We start from the raw sequence: 21,434 nt of genomic DNA, 5'->3' as shown, positions 1-21,434 counted from the left end.
CCTACATGGAATAATTTAGAGGGAAATCGTCAACACTGATTAGCAGTCATTCATGCTGCAAAATGCCAAACTTTCACTTCATACATCACAGGAGGGGTACAATTGCTATGCGAAAAAAAGGGCTAATCAGTTTCATTTGTTTACAACTAAGTGTGATGCTGTTCCTGCCGGCGCTTTATGCTGCGGAAACCAAGGTTCAGCCGGTGGATCTAACACCGAATGCCCAATCAGCTGTTCTGATGGATGCGGATACGGGAACGGTGATCGTGGAAAAAAATAAAGACGCCAAGCTTCCGCCAGCGAGTATTACGAAAATCATGACGATGCTGCTCATTATGGAAGCCATCGACAAAGGCGCCATTAAAATGGATGAAAAAGTCAGCGTTAGCGAATATGCAGCCTCAATGGGAGGTTCGCAAATTTTCCTAGAGCCTGGCGAACAAATGACGGTTCAAGAAATGTTGAAGGGCATTGCCATGGCTTCTGGGAACGATGCCTCTGTGGCGATGGCCGAGAAAATTGCGGGCTCGGAAGAGAATTTTGTGGCCATGATGAATGAACGAGCAGGGCAATTAGGGATGAAAAATACCCATTTCTCCAACTGTAATGGACTGCCTGTAGCGAATCATTATACAACGGCGAATGATATCGCAATCATGTCTCGTGAGCTGTTGAAACACGAGGGCATTACGAATTTTACAGGCGCTTATCAAGATTACTTACGGAAAGATTCTCCGAAGCCATTCTGGCTTGTGAATACGAATAAACTAGTCCGCTTCTATAGCGGAGCTGATGGTTTGAAAACGGGCTATACTAGCGAAGCCAAGTTCTGTCTATCCGCTACAGCCAAACGTGATAATTTACGGGTCGTGGCAGTCGTGCTTGGGGAACCGAACACCAAAACGCGGAATGCCGAAGTGACGAAGCTATTTGATTACGCTTTTGCCCAATATACGAATTACTCTTTGTTCAAAACCGGCGATAGCTTAGGTGAATTTAGAATTAATAAAGGTCAAGTATCGACGGTACCTTTAGTGGCGAAGCAAAACTATAGTATTTTAATGAAAAAAGGAACAGACACGGCAAATATCCGACATGAATTGCAGCTTGATCCAAGCCTCAGAGCTCCCGTTAGCTTAGGCCAGCCGATCGGTAAGATCATGGTCTATAACGGTGATAATGTGCTTGCCGAATACCCTCTGGAGTCTCCGCTAGCTGTGGATAAAGCGTCTTGGTGGAAGCTGTTTAAACGGACGACGTCGCAGCTTTTTACCACGGATTAATGGTGGAAAACAGCGAATTGAGAACGAATAAATCGTAGAATTTAGCTACTTTTAGCGGTTTTCTTCTAGTTTTGTCGGGGGGCAGGAATTACCAGCTCAGTTGTAGAAACTACTGTTCATGACCTGAAGGGAGTGAACATATTGGGCCTGCAAATTGAGTTTGAGCAAGGCAGAAGAGCGCTGATTGTTAGATTGAAGGGCGAGCTTGACCATCATGCAGCAGATAGTGTGAAGGCGAGGATGGAGGAAGCGATTGCGAAGGAGCAGACGCTCCACCTGATTCTTAGTTTGAAGGACCTCTCCTTCATGGATAGCTCGGGTCTCGGCGTTATTCTTGGCCGTTATAAGCAAATCACAAGCAAAGGCGGCAAAATGGTCGTCTGTGACGTGTCACCAGCCGTATATCGTTTGTTCGAGCTTTCGGGTATGTTCAAGATCGTATCGATTCAGGATAACGAACGTAATGCAATGTCCAGTCTGGAGGTTGCTTTATGAGTGAACGTAACTTTATGACACTGCAATTTGCCAGTCGCTCTGAGAATGAAGCCTTTGCGCGTGTAGCCGTAGCTGCATTCGTATCGCAATTAGATCCCACTTTAGATGAATTGACGGATATCAAAACGGTTGTGTCTGAAGCCGTGACGAATTCGATTATACATGGCTATAACAATAAAACGGATGGTGTCATTACCATTTCAGCTGAGATTGATGATGATACTATTCGTTTAACAATTGAGGATAAAGGCGAAGGTATTGCTGATTTAGAGCAAGCCAAAGAGCCATTGTACACATCGAAACCAGAGCTTGAACGCTCAGGTATGGGGTTTACAATTATGGAAAATTTCATGGACGAAGTGGAAGTTGTGACAGCCGTCGGAGTCGGAACGAAAATAAACATGTTGAAGCGAATTGAATCTAAAAAAGCTTTATACAATTAGGGGTAGGATCTATGGATGTTGATCTGAAGCATGCTTCTCATAGTTATTTAGACGATTCGGAAGTCAAACGGTTAATCGCCTTAAGCCAATCCGGAGATGGACTCGCTAGAGAAACACTTGTCAGCTGCAATATCCGTTTGGTGTGGTCCGTGGTTCAACGCTTTCTGAACCGTGGTTACGAAGCCGAAGACTTGTTCCAGATCGGATGCATCGGGCTGCTGAAGTCCGTTGATAAATTCGATCTCTCGTATGATGTAAAATTCTCAACTTATGCGGTACCGATGATTATTGGAGAAATCCAGCGGTTTCTGCGTGATGATGGGACGCTTAAGGTAAGCCGCTCACTCAAGGAGCTCGCGAACAAGATTCGCAAGACGAAGGATGAGCTGTCCAAGCGATTGGGAAGGCTGCCAACGATTAAAGAGGTTGCCGAGGAGCTAATGATTACGCCGGAGGAGGTTGTATTCGCGCAAGAGGCGAATAAACCACTCTCATCGATTCATGAGACCGTGTTTGAGAACGACGGAGATCCGATCACGCTGATGGACCAAATTTCGGATGAATCCGGAGAGAAATGGTTCGAGAAGCTGGCTTTGAATGAAGCGATTGGGACACTCTCTGAACGCGAACGGCTCATTGTCTATCTCCGCTATTTCCGAGACCAGACACAGTCGGAGGTTGCGAGCAGACTGGGTATTTCCCAAGTCCAAGTGTCGCGATTGGAAAAGAAGATATTGCAATCGATTAAAGATCAGATTGCACAATAATAGGTCAAAGCCTGAATAAACCGTGCTCCTAGGGGAGGACGGTTTTTCGGCGCGTACGCGTAGCTGATCTTGCGTTTAGTCTATCGAACCGAATAGCGGTCGAAAGAATAAAATCTCACGCAGTATACCCCGCATAAGCCTACTAAGGTATATACGATACGACTTAACCCTGAAGATTCACGATGTGAATCTCCCCCAAGCAGAGCAGAAACTAAATCCCATTCAAAAAGCCCAACTAGAAGCCAATTCAGCGCACCAATGATGACGAGTGTTAACGCGAATTTTGCCATGTTATCACCTTCTTTATATGGAATAAGTGATCCGTATTCCTTATTTAACATGCCTTGCCAAGTCAGACTTTATTCATGGAGAAATTACCAAATCTCGACTTGTTTATGCCAAGGTAATATTTTGCATACTACACCTATACATGGATGCTTGCAGGCAGATAAGACAGTGCTAAGCTCTGAGAGGGGTGAACCATGGTCCAGGTAGGTGGTAACAAATATTTGTACATTCGACTGCGCCGAAAAGCTCGTGTTCGCAAAGGGCATATCGTGCGACTGCACCATATTGCACAGCTATTTGTGGAACCCGAATACGAACAAGCCCTGAACGAATTGGTCATTCATCAGCCTCAGCATGAGGATGGGAATCGCGTGCTTATCGATATGCTTTTAATCATTCGCAAAGTGAAGAAGCTGTACCCAGAGCTGCAGGTTGAACATTTCGGAGAACCGCATGTGCTGCTCGAAATATACACCGATAATAAAAAAGCAAGTCCGTTGCTGATCGGTGTTGTTTGGCTGTTGTTATTCATTGGGTCAGGGCTGGCCATTATGAATTTTCATGCCGATGTCTCTATGCTAACGGTTCATCAGCGAATTTATGAATTGATGACGGGGAAAAAGGTGGATCATCCGCTCATTTTGCAAATTCCCTATTCAATCGGTATTGGAGTAGGCATGGTGCTTTTCTTCAACCACTTATTCAAAAAGAAATTCAACGAAGAGCCAAGCCCATTGGAAGTTGAGATGTTTATGTATCAAGAAAATATTAATCATTATGTGATTACAGAAGAGTACTCGAAAATCCATGAAGAAGGCGACGCGAAGTGATAACGCTGTTTGGGGAGGCATTCCTTGCCGCATTTATCGGCCTAGCGAGCGGGATCACGGTTGGCAGCGGCATGGTCGCTTTTTTGGTGGTGCTGGATATCATTCCTAGACTAGCGCAAATCACAAAATCATTCTCCAAAATCCGTGCATATGAAGCAGCAGTCGTACTTGGCTCCTTGGCGTTTACATGGGTGGATTTCAGTGATTTGCATATGCATTTGTTCCCATTGGGAGCCGCTTTTTTTGGCTTATTTGCTGGTTGCTTCGTCGGTTTGCTTGCCGCGGCACTGACAGAAATTGTGAATGTGCTGCCGATATTGGCGAAGCGGGTAGGAATGGATTCCTATCGGATCGTGCTGTTAATGGCTATGATATTCGGCAAAGTCATTGGCTCCTTATTTGAATGGTTATTTTATTAACGGGTGAATGAAGGAGGCGCTACCCATTGAAATTTATTGTTAGAAATGGTCAAGACAGTGACGAGGAAAAAATGCAAGAAGTGCAAGAAGTGCAAGGAGAAGTAGATAAAGAAGCACAAGGAAATGAGAATAAGGCTAGTCAAGAAGAAAAGCTAGCTATCGATGAGGATGGCAATTTATCTGTCTATAATCCGATTACGAACATGACGCCGGAAGAAAAAGCGCTAAAGATTCAAGAAGATATTCCGAAAAATCTGCACGATGTGCAGCGTGTATTGGAAGAACGGGTTGGCTTGAATCGAAGCTTCGATCTTGTTCTTAGAGAGATGGTATTCGGCTCCAAACGCGTCGGCATTTTTTATTGCAATGGCTTTGCCAAAGATACGGTGCTGACGGATATTATCACGCGGCTTACATATGCGGATAGGGAAGATGTTGCACATCATACCTTGCAAGCGTTCATAGAAAAGCTCATCCCTCACATCCAAGTGAAACATTATAGTAAAATGTCTGAGATTGTTGGACAAGTGTTAATGGGCGGGACCGCCTTCTTTATCGAAGGTGAAACTCAGGCCATCGCCATTGATGTGAAGAGTTATCCGATTCGCTCCATCGGTGAACCAGATCTGGAACGCGTTGTACGAGGCTCGCGAGATGGTTTTGTAGAAACGTTGCTAATGAATGTGACGCTCGTTAGACGCCGCATTCGTGATGAGCGATTTAAGCTTGAAATTATGCAAATTGGTAAACGAACCAAAACGGATGTCTGTATCGGATATATTAACGACATTGCAGATGCGACACTTGTCCAAGATATTAAAGATAAAATGGAACAAGTCGAGATCGATGGTCTGCCATTAGGTGAGAAACAGTTAGAGGAAATGATTGTAAATAAGGGTTGGAATCCTTATCCGATGGTTCGCTACTCGGAACGTCCTGATGTGGTATCTGCTCATTTACTGGAAGGTCATGTTTGCGTATTTGTGGATACCTCACCGAGCGTGATGATTTTGCCAACGACCTTTTTCCATCATGTGCAGCATGCGGAGGAATATCGGAATACCCCGTTTATCGGCACCTATTTGAGGTGGGTTCGTTTTGCAGGTATCATGATGTCGATCTTCCTGCTGCCGCTATGGTATCTCATGGTGATGGAGCCTTCCTTAAAGCCAGCAGGCTTAGAATTCCTTGGACCGCAGAAAGAAGGGACTTTATCGCTGTTGCTTCAGTTCCTGATTGCTGATGTCGGGATCGATCTGATGCGGATGGCCGCCGTTCATACCCCGACACCACTCGCAACTGCGATGGGCTTAGTGGCCGCCATTCTGGTCGGAGACATAGCCGTGAAGACAGGGCTCTTCATCAATGAAGTGATCCTGTACCTAGCCCTTGCGTCGATTGGGATGTTCGCTACACCGAGCTATGAGTTAGGTTTGGCAAATAGAATCGTGAGGTTAGCGTTATTAATTACTGTTTCGATTTTTGGTGTTCCCGGCTTTGTGATAGGCTCCACGCTCTGGCTGATCTTGCTGGCTTCGAAGAAATCGTATGACGCACCCTATATGTGGCCGTTTATTCCCTTTAATGCCAAGAGCTTTTTCTCCATTTTGCTCCGCCGTCCTGTATTAGCTAGCAAAACTAGGCTTAGCATTACAAAGCCGATTGACGGTACAAGACAACCTAAATCATAGTATGAAAATGGGCTGGAAACTTCCTGCCCATTTTTGTTTGATCTAGGCGCATGTATTGTCAAATATGCGTGCACTATGGTACTTTTATTAGTATGTGTGCGACCTCTTTAGCGGCATTTGGCATAGGGAAGGTTGGAGTGGAGAGGGGAAAATATAGCTATGTATTTACATGGTACCAGTAAAATAAATGACCAAGGCCACCTCGAAATTGGCGGTGTGGATACAACTCAGTTGGTTGCCGAATATGGCACACCTCTCTATGTATTTGATGAGGCGCTTGTGCGTCAGCGTTGCCGTGAATTCGTAGATGCTTTCGGGCAATCTGGATTAAAGTTTCAAGTGGCTTATGCAAGCAAAGCATTCTGCGTCATGGCAATGTGCCGAATTGTCGAAGAAGAAGGCATGTCTCTGGACGTAGTTTCCGATGGGGAGCTGTATACTGCGCTGCAAGCAGGATTCCCGGCAGAACGTATCCATTTCCATGGCAACAACAAAACCATTTCCGAAATGGAAATGGCCATCGACGCCAAAATTGGCTGTTTCGTTGTAGATAACTTTATCGAGCTTCAAATGTTAAATGCCATTGCGGCTGAGAAACGCCAAAAAGTGAAAATTTTGCTGCGGATTACGCCAGGTGTTGAGGCGCATACGCATGAATATATTTCAACAGGGCAAACCGATTCTAAATTCGGCTTCGATCTTGGGAATGGATCAGCATTCCGTGCGATTCAGGAGGCTTCGCAGCTTTCTAATCTTGAACTGTTAGGCATTCATTCGCATATTGGTTCGCAGATTTTTGAAGTTGAAGGATTCCGTATGGCAGCAGAGAAAATGGCTGAATTTGCTATCCATGTTCGGACAGAATTGGCTGTTACGTTCAAGGTCATTAATCTTGGCGGGGGCTTCGGAATTCGTTATGTGAGTGAAGATACCCCGCTTCCTGTCGCTGTCTATGTAAAGGCGATTACGGATGCGATCAAAACGAACTTCGGCAGCAACGGTTATCCGTTGCCGGAAATTTGGGTTGAGCCAGGCCGCAGCATCGTTGGGGATGCAGGGACTACGCTTTACACAGTCGGCACAACGAAGGATATTCCGGGCGTGCGCAAATATGTTGCGGTGGACGGCGGCATGACGGACAATCCGCGTCCAGCTCTTTACGAAGCTGTGTACGAAGCGGGTCTAGCTAACCGCGCAACGGAACAACCAGCTGAGATTGTTTCCATTGCCGGCAAATGCTGTGAAAGCGGCGATATGCTGATCTGGGACGTGAACCTGCCGAAAGTAGCTGCAGGAGATATTCTAGCTGTTTCGAGTACAGGTGCCTACAATTACTCGATGGCTAGCAACTACAACCGTATTCGCAGACCAGGCGTTGTTTTCGTCAAAGACGGGCAAAGCGACCTCGTCGTGAAACGCGAATCCTTTGATCAAATCGTAGGCAATGATGTCATTCCTGCGAGAATGAAACAAGTAACGAAGACGGTATAATCGCTTTATGTGAAACGGCAGGAGGCACCTAGATACCTAGGGTTTCTCCTGCTGTTTGTGTAATGCCCTCATTCATAGTAAAATAAGATATATTTTCCTAAAGGAGTGGACCACAATGGCCAAACAAGCAAAAATTAAACTAGCAGGTGGCGGCGAAGTTGTCATCGATCTTTTCGAGAAAGATGCACCTAACACTGTCGCTAACTTTGAAAAACTAGCAAACTCCGGTTTCTACAACGGACTTGTTTTTCACCGCGTAATTCCAGGATTCGTAGCACAAGGTGGTTGCCCAACAGGAACAGGAACTGGCGGCCCTGGCTACCAAATCAACTGTGAAATCAACCCTAACAAACATGAGCGCGGCTCCCTAGCGATGGCTCATGCTGGTCGTAACACTGGTGGAAGCCAATTCTACATCGCATACCAACCGCAACCGCATTTGGACGGTGGACATACGGTTTTCGGTAAAGTTTCCAAAGGTATGGAACTTGTTGATGCTTTCAAAGGCAGAGACTTGATGGAAAAAGTGGAAGTTGTAGAAGTTTAATTAAAAATGGATGAAACTGCTCAGACTTAGGTCTGAGCAGTTTTTTTGTTTTCAGAACCTATCGTTCAGGTTTAGCGTCAATTTGTTATTAGGATGAGTGAAGGGTGATGTTCGTTGACTAAGGGTTTGAAAATCGTTTTAGGAGCAGGTTTATTAATCTCTGTTTTTTGTGCTTTGACTGTGTCCGAAGGAGTGAGGAAATCCGCAGATGTAGCAATGAAAGTAGCTGCTGAAGAAACGATAGTATCAAGGCGATTAACGGAGCAGCTTGATCTAGAGCTCAGTAAGTTAAATGAACCCGTGAACGATATGACGAAATGGTTGCAGAAGTTGGTGTTGCCTTACGATACCGAGAAAGAGCGGTTAAATGTGATCCACACAGATCTGGATCAGGATGGGGTTTCGAATGAATGGGTTGTTGTGCTATACGAGGACATGCTGGATAAGCAAACAGGTGCGGTGCTGCAGCGCAAATCCTATGGGGTTGTAATTGTTTGGAAGGACGGTAAGTTTACAGAGCAAAGTTTGAATTTTAGTAATCAAAATTTTGGCCGAACTAAGATCATGGGAATTCAGGATCTGACAGGTGATAGTAAACTAGAGATTATATGGGTATCTACAAACAGTGGTGCTCATACGACTTTTTTCACCTATAACGTATCCGCATGGTTGGATAGAAAGCTTGTAACATATGAAGGTTCAGCCGTAGTAGCGAGTGTATCGAAAGCAGAAATTCGCGATGGGAAGCTGCTGCTGTCAGGAGGGTTAATCGATTCTGTTGGAGCAGGACCTTGGCAGCAGGAATTCACCGAGACGTATTTGATTAGAGAGAATACACTTGTTAGAACCCAGAGAGTCTATACACAATCACCTACCCCGTATCACAAGCTTATCAGTGGATTGTGGGCTGAATCGCTCGGTTACAGGGAACAGGCGTTACGAGATTATACGGAAGCTGCTGACATGCAGGGGACTTCCTACAAGGAGTATGCTTTTATTTTTGACGGCGAATGGGTAGAAGGCGGGAAAAATGCCGAGAGGGGAGCTGAGTTCGAACGAATCGTTAAGCGATTTTCACAGCTTCGGAAGGAGCGTTTAACTAGAGTGTCGCAAGGAATGGATCCGCTAAATGCATGTGTCGCAGCCAAAAAGAAAACAGGCTACGATGCGGCTTGGTTGCCTTATCTGAATGCTCCGGCTGGGTATGCGAATCCCCGTTGGGAGGAAGAGGCGATTTGTTCGGATATAATCAATTCCAACAATTCCGACTAATTTTATCAGAAAAAATGAAAAAAGACCTTGCAATTTTCATGCGTGAGTGATAAATTTTTGTGTAACAAAGAAATTAGTAGCTAATGCTAGTTATTACTTCTTGTTTATAGTATGCAAAACCTTCGGGGCGTGGTGAAATTCCACACCGGCGGTGATTCGCAAAGCATGTACATGTATATGGTTGCGATCAGTCCGTGACCCGTTGTGAAGCTAGCGGTACCTGACAACAGCTTCGCTACGGTTGACCTGGTGTAATTCCGGGACCGACAGTATAGTCTGGATGGGAGAAGGAAAATGCGAATCTCAATTCGCTAGCATGCTTGTTCATTTTTTCACATTAACAAAAATTCGGCAGGTCTGTCTTCAAAGGCAACTTCGTCGGTGTTGTTTGATTTGATCAAAAATGCGACAAGCGTAATAGCTGATGTTTATTCGTGTTATCTAAACAATCTCTGGCCCCCATCCGAAAGCGGAAGGGGCTTTTTTGCATTAGATTTTGAGGACTGGATTTGGAAGGCGGGGATCATCCATGCAAGTGCTGAACGACGAAGCGTATATGAGACTTGCACTTCAGATGGCGGAGAGTGCGCTCGGACAAACCGGCATTAATCCGGTTGTAGGGTGTGTGCTCGTCAAAGAGGGCCGCATTGTCGGCATGGGCGCACATCTGAAACGCGGACATGGGCATGCGGAGGTTTTGGCTTTGCAGATGGCGGGCGAGGAAGCGAAGGGCAGCACAGCTTATGTTACGTTGGAGCCCTGCAGCCACTATGGCAAAACGCCGCCCTGCAGCGATCGCCTCATCGAAGCGGGTGTGACTCGAGTTGTTGTGGCAACGACAGATCCGAATCCTTTGGTGGCGGGCACTGGGATTGCCAAGCTGCGCGCACACGGATTGGATGTCAGCGTTGGCTTGCTAGGTGAAGCTTCGGCGAAGCTGAACGAAGCCTTCAACAAATTCATCGTCACACGCATGCCTTTTGTGACGATGAAGACCGCGAGCACCCTCGACGGTCGCATCGCTTCCAAAACCGGCGACAGCAAGTGGATTACATCCCCCGCGTCGCGTGCCTTTGTCCACACCCTGCGCCACCGGCATCAGGGTATCCTCGTCGGCGTGCAGACCGTCATCGCCGACGATCCGCTTTTGAGCACGCGCGGCGACGTACCGGCTGTGCAGCCGGTACGCATCATCGCGGACTCGCAGCTGCGAGTCCCGCTCGGCGCCCGCGTGCTCACGGAGCAGGATCGTCAGCCGACGATCCTGCTCGCGAGCGCCCAGGCGCCCGCAGAGCGCCGTGCCGCGCTGGAAGCGCGCGGCATCACGGTCCTCACCTGCGGGGACGGCCCGCAGGTGGACCTGACGCTCGCCATGCAGCAGCTCGGCGAGCGCGAGATCGGCTCCATCCTCCTCGAGGGTGGAGGGCGGTTGAATGGCGCCATGCTGGAGCGGCGCCTGATTGATAAGCTGGTGCTGATGTTTGCGCCGAAAATTATCGGCGGGGGCAACGCAGCACCTGTAAACATCCACTTCGACGGCTATGCGAAGATGGATGATGCCATTACGCTCGACCGACTACAAGTCGAGCAATTCGGGCCGGATGTCTGCATCACCGGCTATCCGATGTATAAGAGCTAGAGAATGGAGGAGTGGCATGTTTACCGGCATTGTTGAAGAAATCGGCCACATGCGCCGCATTCATAGTGGAGGGCAAGCCATGGTGCTTACCATTGGCGCCAAAAAAATACTAGAAGATGTCCATCTGGGGGACAGTATTGCCGTTAACGGCGTTTGTCTCACCGTCATTTCGTATGATAGTGATTCTTTTTCCGTTGATGTGATGCCTGAAACGTATCGGAAGACGAACCTGCGCAAGCTTCAATCCGGTACGCGCGTGAATCTAGAGCGGGCTATGGCGGCGAATGGCCGCTTTGGCGGGCATATTGTGCAAGGTCACGTGGATACAACAGCCACGATACTTTCACGGACACCTGAAGAGAATGCGGTTGTTTACCGATTCGAACCGGATAATCCATACATTTTTCGCTATATTATCCCTGGTGGCTCGATTACGATTGATGGGATCAGCTTAACGGTTGTAGATGTCACAGAACACGATGTTTCCGTATCGATTATCCCGCATACCCTTGCACAGACAGTTCTCCACGATAAAAAACCAGGAGACACCGTCAACATCGAATGCGACGTACTTGGCAAATATATCGAGCGACTGCTCAAATTTGGTCCGGCTGAATCTTCCCATCGCGGGGAAACGAAGAAAAGTACGCTGACTGCCAGCTTTTTAGCAGATAACGGCTTTATGTAGTTAGGAGAGGTGTATATGACACAACCCATTCGATTTAATACGATTGAAGAGGCCCTCACGGATCTGAAATTAGGGAAAGTAATTATTGTCGTTGACGATGAAGATCGTGAAAACGAAGGGGATTTTATAGCCCTTGCGGATAAAACAACACCCGAAGTGATTAACTTCATGATCAAAGAAGGTCGTGGCCTAGTCTGCACGCCGATTACGGAAGATAGAGCAAGAGAACTGGATCTGCCTCCGATGGTGGCGCGCAACACCGATTACCATGGAACAGCATTTACAGTTTCTGTTGATCATACCGATACAAGCACTGGGATTTCAGCGCATGAGCGTTCCAGAACGATTCAAGGCTTGATCGACCCGTCAACGAAACCGCAGGACTTCCGTCGACCAGGTCATATATTCCCTTTGATCGCTAAAAAAGGCGGAGTACTTCGCAGAGCAGGCCATACAGAAGCTGCGATTGATCTTGCGATTCTTTGTGACTCGTATCCAGCAGGCGTCATTTGTGAAGTTATCAAAGAAGATGGTACAATGGCACGCGTACCTGACCTGATGGAAATTGCTGCGAAGCATGAGCTTAGTATCATTACGATTCAAGACTTGATTCAATATCGGAATCAACAAGAGAATCTAGTGAAGCGTGAGGTCGAGGTGGATTTGCCAACCGATTTTGGCACATTCAAAGCGATTGCTTATACGAATCAACTCGATGATAAGGAGCATGTAGCTCTCGTTAAAGGAACAATTGACCCTTCCAGGCCTACCTTGGTGCGTGTCCATTCCGAATGTTTGACTGGGGATGTGTTCCATTCTCATCGCTGTGATTGCGGTCCGCAGTTGGATGCCGCACTAAAACAGATTGATGAAGAGGGCAATGGTGTATTATTATATATGCGACAGGAAGGTCGCGGCATCGGTTTAATTAACAAATTGAAGGCCTACGTGCTCCAAGAGCAGGGATTAGACACGGTAGAAGCGAATATTAAGCTTGGATTTGCTCCAGATCTTCGTGATTACGGGATTGGTGCACAAATTTTGAAGGATCTTGGCATCACCAAACTCCGTCTGCTTACCAACAATCCGCGTAAAATCAAAGGGTTGGAAGGCTATGGAATTGAAGTGGATGAGCGGGTTCCGATTCAAATGGAGAGCAAGAAAGACAACCTAAATTATTTACAAACGAAAAAACAGAAGCTTGGCCATATGCTGAATTTTAAAGACGTCGGCAAAGGCATTTAATCTAGATCACAGTAATATCATCCAAAACGGTTCAACAGAAAGGGAGATTCTACACATGGCAACGATTTATGAAGGACATTTAATTTCACAAAACTTAAAATACGGGATCGTCGTAGGTCGTTTCAACGAGTTCATTACGTCCAAACTTCTTGGCGGCGCACAAGACGCGCTTAAACGTCACGGAGTCGAAGAGAATGAAATCGACATCGCTTGGGTTCCAGGTGCATTTGAACTTCCCCTCATCGCACAAAAAATGGCGGAAAGCGGCAAATATGACGCTGTTATCACGCTTGGCGCGGTAATTCGTGGATCAACGCCTCATTTTGATTATGTGTGCAGTGAAGTGGCGAAAGGTGTATCCGCGATTAACTTGAAAACGGGTGTACCAACCATCTTTGGTGTTCTAACTACGGACTCCATTGAGCAAGCGGTTGAACGCGCGGGAACGAAAGCTGGCAATAAAGGCTGGGAAGCTGCCGTAACTGCGATTGAAATGGCGAATTTGACGAAGCAATTCACGTCCTAATGCTTGCCTATTTCCATTTGGAAACTTTGCTGCCCAGGCTGTTCGCTTTTCTAATCGCCATGACCCTGCATGATACAGCGCATGCAGGCGTTGCGTGGTGGCTGGGGGATCGAACAGCTCGAGACAGTCGAAGATTATCGCTCAACCCCTTGGCACATTTAGATGCTTTGGGGTTGGCGATGATTATTTTTGGACCCTATGGCTGGTCGAAGCCTATTCCAGTTGATTCCAATCGTTTTTCTAAGCATAAGAAACTATCGAATACTTTGGTTTATCTCGCGGGACCCCTCACCAATCTCGCGCTTGTCTTGTTTTTCTGGTGGCTATATTTTTACTTACCCACGCTTCTCGATATGACCACCGAATCGATGGTTGTGGAACAATGGCGCGTATACTTACAATATTTCGTTATCGTCAACTTAATGGTAGGATTAATTCATCTGCTGCCGCTCTATCCGCTAGATGGATGGTTTATTTGTAAAGGCTTCGTTTCTCCTTCGAAACAGCGATGGATGGCAAGGTATCAAATGAAAGCACTTATTCTTGTAATCGTTTTACTTGTTACTCCCCTAGGTCAATGGGCGCTCACAGGTATTTATCCATATGCAGTACAAGCAATTATGCATCTTTATTCACTATGACAAGGGGAAGAACGACATGAAGGTTACGTACAAGTTAGAAGTATTTGAAGGCCCCCTTGATCTATTGCTTCATCTTATTGATAAAAATGAACTCGACATTTACAATATTCCGATCAAAGAAATTACAGATCAGTACCTTGGGTATGTACAAGCGATGCAGGAGCTGGAGTTAGAAATTACGAGCGAGTTTCTAGTCATGGCAGCGACACTGCTCTCCATCAAAAGCAAAATGCTCTTACCTAAGCCGCCTGTCATTGAATTTGACGAATATTTTGATGATATGGATGATTCGCTAGACCCTCGCGCTGAACTCGTTGCCAAGCTGATTGAGTATCGAAAATATAAATCGATTGCAGATATGCTTCGTGATAAAGAGGTAGAACGCAGCCTTGTTTATACCCGTGAACCGGAAGATTTAACACCCTATTTGCCGGAGGTTCAAGAGAACCCGGTGGAAGGTTTAGATGTAACCGATCTACTGATCGCGTTTCAACGTACTTTGCGCAAACTAACGAACCGTAACGTGGTTGCCCGGATAAGACGGGATGAGATCTCAGTAAAGGATCGGATCCGCGAGGTTGTTGATTTGCTTAAAATAAAAGGCGGCAAGCTGTTATTCTCTAAACTTTTCGATTATGAGATGACGCGGGAAGAGATTGTTGTTACTTTTTTAGCTATTCTTGAATTGATGAAAATGAAAAAAATTATGTGCTATCAAAATCAGCTATTTGAAGACATCGTCATTCAAGCCAAAGAGGAGGGATCGGACCTTGACACTCAACTTCCAACAGATGAAATCGATTATTGAAGGACTTCTCTTCGCCTCTGGCGACGAAGGACTGGATCTCAAGCAACTGGCTGAAGTGATGGAGTTAGATGCGTATGTGATTAAAGATTTGTTGAAGGATATGCGAACAGACTTCAAACGAAAAGGACGAGGAGTCCAAATTGTTGAGGTTGCGGGTGCGTATCAGCTTACAACCCTTGCGGAGCACGCTCCTTATTTTGAACGACTGGCCTATACGCCATCACGTTCTTCGCTTTCACAAGCAGCTTTAGAGACCTTATCCATTGTTGCTTATAAGCAGCCAATTACACGCGTTGAGATTGAGGAGATCCGCGGCGTGAAGTGTGATCGTGCTCTTGCCACGTTAACTGGCAAGGACTTGATTACAGAGGTTGGACGCGCGGATGCGGTAGGAAGACCGATTTTATATGGAACGTCCAAACAATTCTTAGAATATTTCGGACTTAGCTCCATTCAAGAATTGCCAGACTCCACAAACTTCCAGGGTAATTTTGATTTGGAAGAAGAAACACGTATGCTGTTCGATCGACTAGGCGACCAGAAACAATTGACGCTGGAAGATGTGAGTGACGAACATTCGGAATAGATATTCGTCAGGTTAAAGCTTATCCAAACATGCATTTCATTTCCTTTTAGAGGTCATACTAACTCCACCTGCGAGAAGTTTCATTCTTGCTGGCGGAGTTTTTTATTGTCGGCAAGTCAGACGGTTTATTTTGAAATATTAGAATTTATATGTTTCACATAATAAGTCGGCTATATTTTTCCATAAACGCTCCCGCCCTTGAAGGACGGCGTAGCCGTTTATTTTAGCTAAGGAGGCGTAAGTGTTGCTGTGGGTAGGATTGGCCGTGTTCGTTGTTGTCATCGCAATTATTGTAGTGCTATGCAGCTATTTGCGCAGTGAGTTTTATTTCTCCCGAGTGAAAGATAACGATACACTTTCCGTGGAGATGCGAGGTTTGTTTGGGCTCGTCAGATATCGGTATGTCATCCCAATCATTCAGTTTAAAGGGTTCACCCAAGGGATTTTAATCAAGTCAGAAAAAATAACCAATCATAACGCCACGCTCAAAGATGAGACGAGAGATCATATTACAAAAGATAAAGTCATCACCTTCTTTAAAGAAGCGAAGGATGTCCTTCTACATACGATGAATTTATATGGCTGGATGAAGCAAACCTTAGCGAGAGTAGAGTGTACGGAGCTTCGATGGATTACGCGAGTGGGCGTAGGGGATGCACCGGAAACAGCCATTACAACAGGAGCGATCTGGGCGATTAAGTCATCGCTATTAGGGTTTTCGATCCCTTTTGTAAAGCTTACAGCTAAGCCGCGTATCGATGTCGTACCGCAGTATAATGAAAAGCAATTTGCAACGGAGTTTCGCATGGCTAGTCGAATACGTGTTTGGTATGCCGTTATAGCAGGAATTCGCTTAGTGTACCGAGCGGCGAAAGTGAAGGGCGGTATCCGCAGTTGGATCCAATTTGCTTTGAAAGCGAAAGCCAGATTTAAACCTGCATCATGAGTGTACATAACCCCATGACTCTAAGGGCACTCTAGAACTGAACCAAGAACAGATCTTTGATGCTTGAGCTTTCGATGCCAGTTCGTTTGGCGAATAACGCTAAGGAGGAATATCAAGATGTCCGAACACCCGATTCAAGGCCTCATGAAAGTCGCCATGGAAAATATAAAAGAAATGGTCGACGTAAACACAATTGTCGGTGACCCCGTCGAAACGCCTGATGGCAGTGTCATCATGCCGATTTCTAAAGTCGGCTTCGGTTTCGCTGCAGGCGGTAGTGAGTTTGTGACAGACTCCGAGATTGAAATCGAAGGCGGTTCAATGAACAGAAGCGATGCGCTTAATGCCAAAGTCGCTCTTCCTTTCGGTGGCGGTAGCGGCGGCGGGGTATCGATTACACCAATTGCTTTCCTCGTCGTCGGTAAGAATGGCGTTAAGGTCGTACCGCTGGATAATCAAACGCACATTCTGGAGCGTCTCATCGATTCTGCACCGCAGGTTGTGGACAAAATCCAGAGCATGATTAAAGGGATGTCGGCGAAGCCTCCTGCATCTGCTTCAACCAGTATAACCAATGTCGAGAATCAGAATTTTATCGTCTAGCATCTGGTCATTATGAGCTGTCCTTGGAGGACAGCTTTTTTCTTTGGAACAACGTTTACTCGTGTGAGATTCTTACAACAGTTTTAGCGGACGTTGGACGCCAGTTTATCAGTTTAATAAGCTGATCCTGCATATAAGAAGGTGAATATTTAAAATCACTTTCAATCCAATGGAAAATGAGTCCTAGAAGTGCATTAATAGAATAGATGCTTAGCAGCTCTTGATCAATATCGTTATCTTTGTCGGGGTAGATTAATTCTTCCTGGGTGATTTTTTTCAATGCATTAAACATTTTTTCTTTCAGTTTAGGAAGGACTTCACTTTTCATCAGCGTGGTGTAAATGGATGAGTTTTGGTAAAAGTGTTCAAAAATCATGACCGATTTGGCAGGTAATTCATTTATACGAAACACATCAACATGTTCATAGGGGGCTCGGAAGGATTGGAGCAATTGCCCAGTTAATTGATGAATAATATCATCGAGCAGATCCTCTTTACTTTCATAGTTCGCATAAAATGTTCCACGATTATAATTAGCAAATTCTACGATTTCGGTAATAGAAATGGACGTAAAGGGTTTGTGTGCCATAAGGGAAAGCAGGGCTTCTCTTAGTGCACTTTTACTACGAACGATGCGACGATCTGTTTTTTTCGTATTTTCTGTCATAATGACACATTCCTTTTTGACTTTATTGAACAAAACGAATCCAATTGTTCGTTAGCTAACAAACGTAAGCTTTTTACTGATTGTAACCACTCTTCCTACTCTATTATACTCGAAGTGTTAGCAGATCTATATTCATATTGAATAAACTACTGGAGGTACTATACATGAAGCTTTCTGGAAAAGTGGCTATCGTAACAGGTGCAGCATCAGGCATGGGAAAAGCAATTGCTGAATTGTTTGCCGTAGAAGGAGCTAAAGTCGTTGTTTCGGATCTTCGCGTGGAGGCGGCTCAAACCGTTGTGTCTGGGATTGAAGCCAAAGGTGGTATCGCACTAGCAATTGCAGCTAACGTAGCTAAAGAGGAAGATGTTCAGGCATTAATTGATACAGCGGTTCAGGAATACGGTACTGTCGATATTCTAATTAATAATGCTGGCATTATGGATAACTTCGTTCCTGCAGGAGACTTGACGGACGAGCTTTGGGAGCGGATTTTTGCCATTAATACAACAGGTGTAATGAGAACAACGCGTAAAGTTCTTCCTATTTTTACAGAGAGAAAAAGCGGTGTTATCGTCAATATCGCTTCTGCCGGCGGATTAAATGGGTCCAGAGCCGGGGCAGCGTATACAGCTTCCAAACATGCGGTAGTTGGCTTCACGAAAAATGTCGGCTTCCAGTATGCTAATCTTGGCATCCGCTGCAATGCAATCGCACCGGGCGGAGTCAGCACGAATATTGGTACAACGATTACAGCGCCAAATCCATTTGGTATGGAACGAGCAATGGCAGGCATGGGGTTGAATCCGCGTGCTGGTGAGCCGGAGGAAGTTGCAAAGGTAGCTCTATTCTTGGCATCTGATGATGCGAGCTTTGTAAATGGAACCGTGGTTACTGCTGATGCGGGTTGGACGGCTTACTAAAGTTGGTGCAATGAAATTTCATAAAAGAAAAACGGGAGCCGCCTTTCGCGAGCTCCTTTTTCTTTTGCCATGCCTAGGCAGCGACCTGCCTAATTCAAGGACATATCCCTCGTCCACACGCATATACTTGTACAAAGTTTTATCTGTAGATTCGTTTGTTGAAGGAAAGTGTACAAGTTTGCTCGTGTAGGAGGATAACAAAAACGATGAAAACTAAAGTCCAGTTCATCTTCATTTGCTGTGCCTTACTTGGATTGCTAATTGCGCCATGGTCCTATGTGGAAGCCGCGCTGCCAAGCATTCATACGAATGCAGTGGGAGCTTCTCTCGTTGATGTGGAATCAGGACGTGTCCTGTATAGCGAAAAAGGGGACACGCCTATGCGTATCGCCAGCTTGACGAAAATTATGACGGCCATCATTGCAATTGAACAAGGCGACCTCAATAGCATGGTCAGAGTTAGCAAAAACGCTTTCGGCAAAGAAGGTTCCTCCATTTACTTGAAGCTGGGAGAAGAAATGCGATTGCATGACATGCTGTACGGACTCATGATGCGTTCGGGTAATGATGCAGCAACCGCGATCGCTGAGCATATTGGAGGAAGTGTCGAAGGCTTCGTCTACTTAATGAATGAAAAAGCAAGCATGCTGGGGATGGATCACTCCCATTTCACGAATCCATCAGGGCTCGATGAAGGCGAAGGTCATCGCTCTAGTCCGAATGATATGGCGAAGCTAACCGCTTATGCGTTGAAAAATAGTGTTTTCGCAGACATCGTGTCCACGAAACTGAAAAAAGTACCAAATCCGAATGAAGCCTGGGATTACTCCTGGCTGAACAAAAACAAGATGCTTTCCATGTTTGAAGGAGCAGACGGTGTAAAAACGGGCTACACAAAGCTGGCTAAGCGCTGCTTAGTGTCCTCCGCAACGCGTGATGGACAACAACTCGTTGTGGTTACTTTGAATGACGGTGACGACTGGGCGGATCATGCAAGACTGCTTCAATACGGCTTTAAGAATTTCCCCTTGCAAACCCTTGTGAAAAAAGGCGATACCATCGAAGGTACGCCATACGTGGCAAGCAGAACGTTTAATTATCCATTGGCAGAAGGAGAATATGCTTCTTTAACACATAAAGTTACGTTGTTGGATCCGATGACGACCGAGTATCGATTAGCAGAGCGTGGAGCGCTTCAAATCTCCTTAAAGAACCAACGCATTCAGACTATCCCGATCTATGATAAGACAAATCCATTGCTACAAGTACCGGAAAAAGCGACGTTTTCTTTCCAAGCGAGCAGTCCGTATAAGGATACTTTGCTGACAAAGTACAGCTACATATGCAGGATGCTCGTGCAGGAACTGTTCAATTTATCAGGCTCCAAGTGGGCGGATTAATAGAGGGAATTGGTTTCGAGCCTAAGGGTAAGGAGTGCTAAGCTATGGTGAATTGGATCTGGCTGTTTTTTATCGTCGTTGGTTTCCTCGTCGCGGCTATCAATGGTGATGTGGAATCCGTTACGCAAGCGGCCTTTGACGGGGCGAAGAATGGTGTCACGGTTTGTTTTGGATTAATTAGTGTGTTGGTGTTCTGGATGGGGATGATGCGCATCGCGGAAGATGCGGGGATTTTACTTAAGCTGGCCAAACTGCTGCAGCCTGTCGTGCGCTTCCTTTTTCCCAGCATTCCTAAGAATCACCCGGCACTTGGCTATATCATGTCAAATATGAGCGCTAACATCCTAGGCTTGGGTAATGCAGCTACTCCGATGGGGATTAAAGCCATGCAAGAGCTGCAAAAGCTCAATCCAAATAAGGATGAGGCGAGTACGGCGATGTGCACGCTTCTCGCGCTCAATACGTCAAGTATCACCTTAATTCCGACGACACTGATAGCGATTCGTATGAATTTCAACTCCATGAACCCAGCAGAAATCGTAGGCACAACACTCATTGCGACGATCATCTCAACCACAGCGGCTATATTCGTGGATCGATGGTACCGCAGATCGCGCTCACCTATCCCTCCGCTGAAAGGATGAACCAGCCATGTACGCACTCGTTTCACTCATTTCAGCATGGGCAATCCCAATCATGATTGTTTTCATTCCACTATACGCGGCTTATCGGAAGGTTCCCGTCTATGAATCATTTGTAGAGGGAGCGAAGGATGGCTTCGATACCGCGATCAAAATAATTCCGCACCTTGTCGGCATGATGGTGGCGATCTCGGTGTTTCGTGCCTCAGGCGCGATGGACATGCTGATCGGCTGGATGCGGCCTTTTTTCGAAAGCATCGGCGTGCCAACAGAGGTGCTTCCGCTTGCGATCCTGCGCCCCATAACGGGAGCGGGCTCCTTAGCTTTTACAACAGATCTCATCGAACAGTTTGGTCCAGATTCTATGATCGGGCGGATTGCCTCAACCGTCCAAGGGAGCACGGACACAACGTTATATGTAATTACTGTATATTTCGGCGCTATTGGGATTCGTAAAGCAGGCTATGCCCTTAAAGTCGGCTTGATTTCGGACGCAGTGGGCTTCATAGCTTCGCTTGTTATTTGTTATTTAGTGTTTGCCTAGCCATGATAAAGAGAGCTTAGCCATCATTCTGTCACCTTCTGTCAGTTATTG

General features: G+C 46.0%; 25 protein-coding genes and 1 riboswitch. Of the genes, 23 read left to right on the top strand and 2 right to left on the bottom strand.

Annotated features, from left to right (window positions below; all coding sequences use genetic code 11):
• The first annotated feature begins 107 nt into the window (after window positions 1-107).
• From AC58UX_RS22860 to sigF, 4 genes are all read left to right on the top strand, one after another.
• On the top strand, window positions 108-1,283 hold the full coding sequence (locus AC58UX_RS22860; protein ID WP_497256972.1) for a D-alanyl-D-alanine carboxypeptidase family protein: 1,176 nt from the start codon (window positions 108-110) through the stop codon (window positions 1,281-1,283).
• 141 nt (window positions 1,284-1,424) lie between these two features.
• Window positions 1,425-1,778 carry an anti-sigma F factor antagonist gene (gene spoIIAA, locus AC58UX_RS22855; RefSeq protein ID WP_497256970.1) on the top strand — a complete coding sequence of 118 codons (354 nt, stop codon included), beginning with the start codon at window positions 1,425-1,427 and terminating at the stop codon, window positions 1,776-1,778.
• The gene (spoIIAB, locus tag AC58UX_RS22850; protein ID WP_497256968.1) at window positions 1,775-2,221 is read left to right on the top strand and encodes an anti-sigma F factor; all 447 of its coding nucleotides are present in this window, start codon (window positions 1,775-1,777) and stop codon (window positions 2,219-2,221) included. The genes spoIIAA and spoIIAB overlap by 4 nt, the downstream gene beginning before the upstream one ends.
• Window positions 2,222-2,232: 11 nt before the next feature.
• Window positions 2,233-2,988, top strand: a complete 756-nt coding sequence (gene sigF, locus AC58UX_RS22845) for an RNA polymerase sporulation sigma factor SigF (protein ID WP_028554229.1) — start codon at window positions 2,233-2,235, stop codon at window positions 2,986-2,988.
• Between the two features lie 80 nt (window positions 2,989-3,068).
• Here sigF and AC58UX_RS22840 read toward each other — a convergent pair whose 3' ends face one another.
• The gene (locus AC58UX_RS22840; RefSeq protein WP_497256966.1) at window positions 3,069-3,278 is read right to left on the bottom strand and encodes a DUF378 domain-containing protein; all 210 of its coding nucleotides are present in this window, start codon (window positions 3,276-3,278) and stop codon (window positions 3,069-3,071) included.
• Between the two features lie 192 nt (window positions 3,279-3,470).
• Between AC58UX_RS22840 and AC58UX_RS22835 the strand changes: the two genes are divergently transcribed.
• The 15 genes from AC58UX_RS22835 to ytfJ all read left to right on the top strand — a co-directional run bounded on the left by AC58UX_RS22835 (window position 3,471) and on the right by ytfJ (window position 17,208).
• Window positions 3,471-4,106, top strand: a complete 636-nt coding sequence (locus tag AC58UX_RS22835; RefSeq protein WP_497256964.1) for a stage V sporulation protein AA — start codon at window positions 3,471-3,473, stop codon at window positions 4,104-4,106.
• 5 nt (window positions 4,107-4,111) lie between these two features.
• Entirely contained in the window at window positions 4,112-4,525 is a 414-nt protein-coding gene (locus tag AC58UX_RS22830; protein ID WP_497257268.1) for a stage V sporulation protein AB, read from the top strand.
• Window positions 4,526-4,596: 71 nt separating this feature from the next.
• Window positions 4,597-6,216, top strand: a complete 1,620-nt coding sequence (locus AC58UX_RS22825; RefSeq protein ID WP_497257266.1) for a spore germination protein — start codon at window positions 4,597-4,599, stop codon at window positions 6,214-6,216.
• Window positions 6,217-6,375: 159 nt separating this feature from the next.
• On the top strand, window positions 6,376-7,707 hold the full coding sequence (gene lysA / locus AC58UX_RS22820; protein WP_497256962.1) for a diaminopimelate decarboxylase: 1,332 nt from the start codon (window positions 6,376-6,378) through the stop codon (window positions 7,705-7,707).
• A gap of 115 nt (window positions 7,708-7,822) precedes the next feature.
• Window positions 7,823-8,254, top strand: a complete 432-nt coding sequence (locus AC58UX_RS22815; protein WP_497256960.1) for a peptidylprolyl isomerase — start codon at window positions 7,823-7,825, stop codon at window positions 8,252-8,254.
• Window positions 8,255-8,380: 126 nt separating this feature from the next.
• Window positions 8,381-9,526 carry a hypothetical protein gene (locus AC58UX_RS22810; RefSeq protein WP_497256958.1) on the top strand — a complete coding sequence of 382 codons (1,146 nt, stop codon included), beginning with the start codon at window positions 8,381-8,383 and terminating at the stop codon, window positions 9,524-9,526.
• A gap of 114 nt (window positions 9,527-9,640) precedes the next feature.
• Window positions 9,641-9,822, top strand: a riboswitch (FMN riboswitch).
• A 233-nt stretch (window positions 9,823-10,055) separates the two neighbouring features.
• Window positions 10,056-11,165: a bifunctional diaminohydroxyphosphoribosylaminopyrimidine deaminase/5-amino-6-(5-phosphoribosylamino)uracil reductase RibD gene (gene ribD, locus AC58UX_RS22805; protein ID WP_497256956.1), complete on the top strand. Its 1,110-nt coding sequence runs from the start codon at window positions 10,056-10,058 to the stop codon at window positions 11,163-11,165.
• Between the two features lie 16 nt (window positions 11,166-11,181).
• Complete coding sequence (gene ribE / locus AC58UX_RS22800; protein WP_497256954.1) at window positions 11,182-11,853, top strand: riboflavin synthase; 672 nt, start codon at window positions 11,182-11,184, stop codon at window positions 11,851-11,853.
• A 15-nt stretch (window positions 11,854-11,868) separates the two neighbouring features.
• The gene (locus tag AC58UX_RS22795) at window positions 11,869-13,098 is read left to right on the top strand and encodes a bifunctional 3,4-dihydroxy-2-butanone-4-phosphate synthase/GTP cyclohydrolase II (protein ID WP_497256952.1); all 1,230 of its coding nucleotides are present in this window, start codon (window positions 11,869-11,871) and stop codon (window positions 13,096-13,098) included.
• Between the two features lie 55 nt (window positions 13,099-13,153).
• Window positions 13,154-13,624 (top strand): 6,7-dimethyl-8-ribityllumazine synthase, encoded by a 471-nt coding sequence (gene ribH, locus AC58UX_RS22790; protein WP_497256950.1) that lies wholly within the window; start codon window positions 13,154-13,156, stop codon window positions 13,622-13,624.
• Window positions 13,624-14,265, top strand: a complete 642-nt coding sequence (locus tag AC58UX_RS22785; protein ID WP_497256948.1) for a site-2 protease family protein — start codon at window positions 13,624-13,626, stop codon at window positions 14,263-14,265. The genes ribH and AC58UX_RS22785 overlap by 1 nt, the downstream gene beginning before the upstream one ends.
• Window positions 14,266-14,281: 16 nt before the next feature.
• The gene (locus AC58UX_RS22780; protein ID WP_497256946.1) at window positions 14,282-15,073 is read left to right on the top strand and encodes a segregation and condensation protein A; all 792 of its coding nucleotides are present in this window, start codon (window positions 14,282-14,284) and stop codon (window positions 15,071-15,073) included.
• Window positions 15,057-15,659, top strand: a complete 603-nt coding sequence (gene scpB, locus AC58UX_RS22775; RefSeq protein WP_497257264.1) for an SMC-Scp complex subunit ScpB — start codon at window positions 15,057-15,059, stop codon at window positions 15,657-15,659. Before AC58UX_RS22780 ends, scpB begins: the two co-directional genes overlap by 17 nt.
• A 241-nt stretch (window positions 15,660-15,900) precedes the next feature.
• On the top strand, window positions 15,901-16,605 hold the full coding sequence (locus AC58UX_RS22770) for a DUF2953 domain-containing protein (RefSeq protein WP_497256944.1): 705 nt from the start codon (window positions 15,901-15,903) through the stop codon (window positions 16,603-16,605).
• A 117-nt stretch (window positions 16,606-16,722) separates the two neighbouring features.
• The gene (gene ytfJ / locus AC58UX_RS22765) at window positions 16,723-17,208 is read left to right on the top strand and encodes a GerW family sporulation protein (RefSeq protein WP_497256942.1); all 486 of its coding nucleotides are present in this window, start codon (window positions 16,723-16,725) and stop codon (window positions 17,206-17,208) included.
• A 55-nt stretch (window positions 17,209-17,263) separates the two neighbouring features.
• On the opposite strand, the gene AC58UX_RS22760 is transcribed toward ytfJ, so the two are convergent.
• Complete coding sequence (locus AC58UX_RS22760) at window positions 17,264-17,875, bottom strand: TetR/AcrR family transcriptional regulator (protein ID WP_497256940.1); 612 nt, start codon at window positions 17,873-17,875, stop codon at window positions 17,264-17,266.
• Between the two features lie 164 nt (window positions 17,876-18,039).
• On the opposite strand from AC58UX_RS22760, the gene AC58UX_RS22755 reads away from it, so the two are divergent.
• From AC58UX_RS22755 to AC58UX_RS22740, 4 genes are all read left to right on the top strand, one after another.
• Complete coding sequence (locus tag AC58UX_RS22755; RefSeq protein WP_497256938.1) at window positions 18,040-18,798, top strand: SDR family oxidoreductase; 759 nt, start codon at window positions 18,040-18,042, stop codon at window positions 18,796-18,798.
• A 206-nt stretch (window positions 18,799-19,004) separates the two neighbouring features.
• A complete protein-coding gene (locus tag AC58UX_RS22750) occupies window positions 19,005-20,198 on the top strand; it encodes a D-alanyl-D-alanine carboxypeptidase family protein (RefSeq protein ID WP_497256936.1) in 1,194 nt (397 codons plus the stop codon).
• 44 nt (window positions 20,199-20,242) lie between these two features.
• Complete coding sequence (locus AC58UX_RS22745; RefSeq protein WP_497256934.1) at window positions 20,243-20,842, top strand: nucleoside recognition domain-containing protein; 600 nt, start codon at window positions 20,243-20,245, stop codon at window positions 20,840-20,842.
• A gap of 7 nt (window positions 20,843-20,849) precedes the next feature.
• Window positions 20,850-21,383 carry a spore maturation protein gene (locus AC58UX_RS22740; RefSeq protein ID WP_497256932.1) on the top strand — a complete coding sequence of 178 codons (534 nt, stop codon included), beginning with the start codon at window positions 20,850-20,852 and terminating at the stop codon, window positions 21,381-21,383.
• The last annotated feature ends 51 nt before the right edge of the window (window positions 21,384-21,434 follow it).

The sequence above is a fragment of the Paenibacillus sp. J22P90 genome (assembly GCF_059692195.1).
The sequence above is the reverse complement of the archived record's forward strand: the minus strand, read 5'-3'. Positions and strand labels throughout refer to the sequence as shown.